This window comes from Cytobacillus massiliigabonensis (assembly GCF_900199725.1).
Classification (GTDB): domain Bacteria; phylum Bacillota; class Bacilli; order Bacillales; family Cytobacillaceae; genus Cytobacillus; species Cytobacillus massiliigabonensis.
Window position 1 is genome coordinate 449960 of sequence record NZ_LT904904.1, and the last position, 6000, is coordinate 455959.

General features: G+C 38.9%; 6 protein-coding genes. 5 read left to right on the forward strand and 1 reads right to left on the reverse strand.

Features of this window, described 5'->3' with window-relative positions; translation table 11 throughout:
- Positions 1–273 precede the first annotated feature (273 nt).
- The 4 genes from C1726_RS13480 to spoIID all read left to right on the forward strand — a co-directional run bounded on the left by C1726_RS13480 (position 274) and on the right by spoIID (position 4407).
- The gene (locus C1726_RS13480) at positions 274–519 is read left to right on the forward strand and encodes a DUF1146 family protein (protein ID WP_102273635.1); all 246 of its coding nucleotides are present in this window, start codon (positions 274–276) and stop codon (positions 517–519) included.
- A gap of 328 nt (positions 520–847) precedes the next feature.
- A complete protein-coding gene (locus C1726_RS13485) occupies positions 848–1591 on the forward strand; it encodes a YwmB family TATA-box binding protein (protein WP_235822776.1) in 744 nt (247 codons plus the stop codon).
- A 33-nt stretch (positions 1592–1624) separates the two neighbouring features.
- On the forward strand, positions 1625–2938 hold the full coding sequence (murA, locus tag C1726_RS13490; RefSeq protein WP_102273636.1) for a UDP-N-acetylglucosamine 1-carboxyvinyltransferase: 1314 nt from the start codon (positions 1625–1627) through the stop codon (positions 2936–2938).
- 431 nt (positions 2939–3369) lie between these two features.
- Complete coding sequence (gene spoIID, locus C1726_RS13495; protein ID WP_102273637.1) at positions 3370–4407, forward strand: stage II sporulation protein D; 1038 nt, start codon at positions 3370–3372, stop codon at positions 4405–4407.
- A 53-nt stretch (positions 4408–4460) separates the two neighbouring features.
- On the opposite strand, the gene C1726_RS13500 is transcribed toward spoIID, so the two are convergent.
- Positions 4461–4880 (reverse strand): VanZ family protein, encoded by a 420-nt coding sequence (locus C1726_RS13500; RefSeq protein ID WP_102273638.1) that lies wholly within the window; start codon positions 4878–4880, stop codon positions 4461–4463.
- 142 nt (positions 4881–5022) lie between these two features.
- On the opposite strand from C1726_RS13500, the gene C1726_RS13505 reads away from it, so the two are divergent.
- Entirely contained in the window at positions 5023–5961 is a 939-nt protein-coding gene (locus C1726_RS13505) for a M23 family metallopeptidase (RefSeq protein WP_102273639.1), read from the forward strand.
- The last annotated feature ends 39 nt before the right edge of the window (positions 5962–6000 follow it).

Here is a 6000-nt window from a genome sequence, read left to right on the forward strand (position 1 = left end):
GAAATGAAATAGGGGATGGACCATCAAAAATAAATGTAAGAGGACATATTCTGGTCTCTTATTACGGTAGGCCAAATAATAAAGCTCGGTTTGAGATAAAGTACTCTCTTAATAAAAGGAATGTCGATAGTTGATGGATGAAATATCCCGGATTTATGTAACGATTCAAGTATGAAATACGCCTAATACTTGGGACAATGCTGAATGTGGAAAATATGCTAATATGGAAGTTGGGAATGCACCGGGTATATTCATTTTGAAAGGAGTGTTTTCATGATTTCTGGATTTGGACAGCAGGCATTAATCAGCATTATATCCCACTTGGCGTTTATAGCCCTTGCATGGTGGGCGTTACAGGCATTGCGCATTGACCAAATATTAAAGCCAAATCACGTATTTCAGGCAAGAGTTTTATACATATTGTTATCGATTGTTATAGGATCATCTGTTAGTAATTTCTTCCTTGATTATCTCCTTTGGTCCCAGCAGCTTCCGCTTATTATGCAAATCGTATTTTAAGAGAGCAATTAAGAAATCGGCTCACTTGCCGATTTCCTCTTATGCCCCATAAATATAGGTCTTCGTACATGTTTTCTTTTAGATCGTTATTAAGTACAATTCTATTTGTTATGCTTAATTTTTCATGATGAATAATCAAGAAGTAATCCCAATTTATTCAATGATGAATATAATAACGAAACCAGTTTTATAACGAGTGTTTGACTGGTGTGAAATGGCAAATTTACTTCCGAGATGCCCTTAATCGCTTTTGTCAAAAAGTGACGACTTTTCCTGCGTATGCTCCTCTTCTCCTTGGCAACAATGGTAGTAAGGGGAGGAGTTACAATTGAAAAAAACAAATAAAATTTTAGTAATAGTCGTTCTAATTGGTTTTATGTTAGTAAATCTTGGGAATAAAACGACAGTAGCAGTTGGGGAGCCTGACTTATTGAAAATAGCGTCCGTTTTACAGGACGAGAATATTTTAATCAATGAATGGTCTTTACATGCAAGAGAAAAAATGGAAATGCTCGATAAGGTGAAGGAAATTAAAGATTATACGGAAGAGCTAAAACAGCAATTTCCTGACTGGGATTGGTCGGAACAATCAAAAGAAGGTCATTTTGAAGCTGTTGCCATTTTTGAACATGGAAGTGAAACAGAAACAATAAAAATTCTATCTACCCCCATAAAAGGCCACTTTCAAACGTATGTGATTTATGAGGTGAAAGGACAAGGTTGGGATCAGAAGGCAGAGGAATCTTTTTCAAAAAGAATGACCAACAGAATAACTGACATATTTCGAGGAAATGCCACAACTTTCTCTTGTATCAAAGGCGAATTCAATGATAAAATAGATAAGACTTTGCCATTAGAAATAAAGCACTTATTAGCTGTTTTTAAAGCAAAAGAAGTCGAGGCATTAGAGGAAGATGCCTTTATTTCTAGCTCAGCTTATTCGACAATGTTTTCAGAATCTGTTGAAGCTGGAGAAAAAGAAATAAATCTACAACTAGGAATACGAAATCAAGGAATGGGCGGAAAGACTACCATTGTAGTTGGCACACCTATTATAACGATTGAATATTAATATAGAGAAAATGGACGCGGAGGGGAATACACTTTGGAAAAAATCATCGTCCGCGGCGGCAATAGGCTAAGCGGTACTGTCAAAGTAGAAGGAGCAAAGAATGCTGTCTTACCGGTTATCGCCGCAACACTATTAGCAAGTGATGGAAATAGCGTAATTCGTGATGTACCTACTCTCTCCGATGTATATACGATCAATGAGGTATTACGCTACTTAAATGCAGAAGTGACATTTAAAGATAACACTGTTACTGTAAATGCATCACGAGAGTTAAGTGTTGAAGCACCTTTTGAATATGTACGCAAAATGCGTGCTTCCGTATTAGTTATGGGTTCATTATTAGCGCGTAATGGCCGTGCACGAGTAGCGCTGCCTGGCGGATGTGCAATTGGTTCTCGCCCGATTGATCAGCATTTAAAGGGTTTTGAAGCAATGGGTGCGACTGTTAAGGTTGGCAACGGCTTTATTGAAGCAGAAGCTGCTGGTGGACGTCTGCACGGAGCGAAAATATATCTTGATTTTCCAAGCGTAGGAGCTACTGAAAATATTATGATGGCTGCTACCCTTGCAAAAGGAACAACTATTTTAGAAAACGTTGCAAAGGAACCAGAAATTGTTGACCTTGCAAACTTCCTTAATAAAATGGGTGCTAAAGTAAGAGGAGCTGGAACAGGCACGATTCGTATTGAAGGTGTCGATGTATTATTTGGTGCAGATCACAATATTATTCCTGACCGCATCGAAGCTGGGACCTTTATGGTTGCCGCTGCGATTACAGGCGGAAATGTCCTTGTACAGGGTGCAGTTCCAGAGCACTCGACTTCTTTAATCGCAAAGATGGAAGAAATGGGCGTTATTTTTATCGAAGAAGCGGAAGGTATTCGTGTTCTAGGACCGGATAAGTTAAAAGCAGTCGATATTAAAACAATGCCTCATCCAGGATTTCCAACAGATATGCAATCACAAATGATGGCGTTATTGCTTCATGCAAACGGCACAAGTATGATTACAGAAACTGTGTTTGAAAATCGCTTCATGCATGTGGAAGAATTCCGCCGCATGAATGCTGATATTAAAATTGAAGGACGTTCAGTGATTATGAATGGTCCATCTAATCTTCAAGGAGCGGAAGTAGCAGCAACAGATCTACGTGCAGCGGCTGCATTAATCCTAACAGGATTAGTAGCAGACGGGGTTACTCGTGTGACTGAACTAAAGCACTTAGACAGAGGCTATGTTAACTTCCATCAGAAGCTTGCTGCATTAGGTGCAGATATTGAACGTATTTCAGAGCAAGAAGAAACATCTGTTATAGAGGAAGCGTATATTACAGATATGAATGCATAAATTTCTAAAAAACGTGTTATTCACCTGTCAGACATCTGACTGGTTGAGTAATGCGTTTTTTATATTATTTATGTATGAGAAATCATAGGCGGGGAATTTCCGGCTAGCTGCTTTAAATAAGGCAAAATCCAAAGGTTTGGATACTATAAACGGAAAAATTTAGGGAATATGGATGTTTCCCTATTTAAACGGATTTTTTCCGTTTAATGAAAACTTTGTTTAAACGGCTTATCGGTGGTATTTCCCTTAGATTATCGTATATTTCCCAAAAAATATCGTTTATTCCCTCGTAAATCAGTCATAACGTTCTATCTCCAATTTCAATATCTCCTTCAAAAATTTTGTCATAATCGCTTGTCCAATCCCATAAGAATGAATGGAGACAGACTCATCGGGAGTCTTAAGATTACATTCCTATGGAGGCTTAAATCATGAACACACCAAAATTCAAACTTTTCATCGTACTAGGCGCATTATTGTTTGTCATCACACTTATGATTCCATCCTTGGTCGTGCTTCCTTTCACAGAGGATCAGGTAACCGGAAAGCTTGGGGAGCAGCTGAAAAAGGAGGAAAGCCCAGCGGAAACAAAGGTCACGTCTTCTGGTCCAGTAGTCGAGGTAGCTGTTTTCCAAATGCAGAAGAAGCAAACAGTAACACTTCCTCTTGAAGAATATATCGTTGGTGTTGTTGCATCTGAGATGCCGAGAGATTTTGAGAAAGAAGCATTAAAGGCACAGGCTTTGGCTGCAAGAACGTATATTGTCAATCAAATGCTGAAAGGAAATAAATCGGAGCTGCCGGATGGAGCGCTTGTAACGGATACAATCCAGCACCAAGTATATAAGGATGATGCAGAGCTAAGAAGGGTTTTTAAAGATGACTATAATTGGGCGATAAAGAAAATTAGAGAAGCTGTAAGCGAAACGAGCGGAGAAATTATCACCTATAATGGTTCACCGATCGATGCGAGTTTCTTTTCAACAAGCAATGGCTATACGGAAAATCCAGAAGAGATATGGCTAATGCCGCTTCCTTATTTAAAAAGTGTAGAAAGCCCTTGGGATCTTGAGTCACCTAAATTTGCTGGTCAAAAGGTATTTACAGTCTCGGAATTTGAGCAAAAACTCGGCGTCAAGCTGCCAGAAGACAGCACGATCGGAAATGTAACAGAAAGAACAGCTGGCAAACGGGTAGGAGCAGTTGAAATCAACGGAAAGACGATAAAAGGGAAAGATATAAGAGATAAGCTTGGTTTAAAGTCTACAGACTTCACCTGGGAGCGCAAAGGGGACCAAATTATCATTAATACAAAGGGAAATGGCCATGGGGTTGGAATGAGCCAATACGGCGCAAATGGCATGGCTGCAGAGGGAAAAAGCTATAAAGACATCATTGCACATTATTATAAAGGGGTAGAAGTAACCGCTTCTGATAATATCTTAACAAAGGTGCTTGCTAAAAAATAATAGATTCTGTACTAAAAGAGAGTTATCGCTAAATAAGGCGATAACTCTCTTTTTTAAGCTTTATTCAGAAAACGGAGGAACGCTGCAATCTTAGAGAAGCGTTTATGAAAGGCGGCGCGGTCAATGAAAAACGAGCAAATGGCTACGCCAGTTACATCCTTGACTACATCAATCAATGTAGCTGACCGAGCAGGTACAAAGGATTGATGGATTTCATCCGTGATCCCATACAAGCAGGCAATGACAGCACAAGCAAAATTGATCTTTTTAGAAAATGGAACCTTTGTTGTATGCATCGCAAAGACAAATAATAAATAAAGGATGGCAAATTCAATCAAATGCATGGATTCCTTAATAAATCTGTCTAGCGACAAATCTGAAAGCTCTACCACTGCATTAGCAGGAAAACTTGAAAGCGTCCAAATGACCCCCATATATAAGAATGGAAGAACCCTGAAAATCCATTTCCGCATGTTAAAAAACTCCTTTTAAAAAATAATTTAATTTAAATGAATAATTTCCACGCGCTTGTTAAAAAATAATCTAAAAAAATTTTTTTCTCCACGTGTATATATTTCTCCTATTCTGTTCAGAATGATTGCTGAGGTGATGATAATGAGAGAGGAAGAAAAGAAACGATCTTCTCAAAATTCCAGCTTTAAGCGCTTTTTCAAGAAGCGTTGGGCATTCCCAGCTATCTACATTGCAAGTGCAGCAATCATTCTAAGTGCGGTCCTTTGGTATCAGAACAGCAATAGCGCGAAGAATCAAGATGACTTTGATTATAATGCGACTGATGTTCCAGGAAAAAATATCAATGAACCAGCAGTTGAAGTAAACCGTCAAATGGAAAACTTCATTATGCCTGTGAAAGAGGAGGATTCGCCAGTCATTCAAAGACATTTCTATGATATGAATGGCAAAGCAGAAGAACAAGAAGCAGCTCTTGTATTCTACAATAACAGTTACCATCAAAATACTGGAGTAGATATTGGCATTGAGAGCGGCGAAACATTTGATGTGATTGCAGCGCTAAGCGGTACCGTAACAAAAGTAGCTGAAGATGTACTATTGGGAAATGTCATTGAAATTGAACATGACAATGGAATTGTAACACAATATCAGTCTGTTACAGAGATGAATGTTGAGGTTGGCGATCCAGTTAAACAAGGACAAGTCCTTGCAAAAGCCGGAGAAAGCATGTTTGATGAAGAAGCGGGTGTACATGTACACTTTGAAATTCGCAAAGATGGTGTACCAGTAAATCCACATAATTACTTCCAAAAGCCGTTAAGCTCTCTGCAAGAGGACACTACATCAGACAATGCAAAAGCAGCTGATGAAGAAAAGGCAGCAGAGGACAAAGCTTCAGATGAGCAGTCCGCTGAAGATGGAAAGTCACTTGAGGAAGATCAATCATCAGAAGATGGAAAATCACTTGAAGAGGATCCATCATCAGGTGAAAATACTGGTGATGAAGAAAAAGATTCAGGTGAAAAAGACCAAACGGAAGATGATACAAAACAAGATACAAAAGAATCTGCAGATGCATAAGAAAACCCGCCAATGGCGGGTTTTTTGCTTATCATTTGA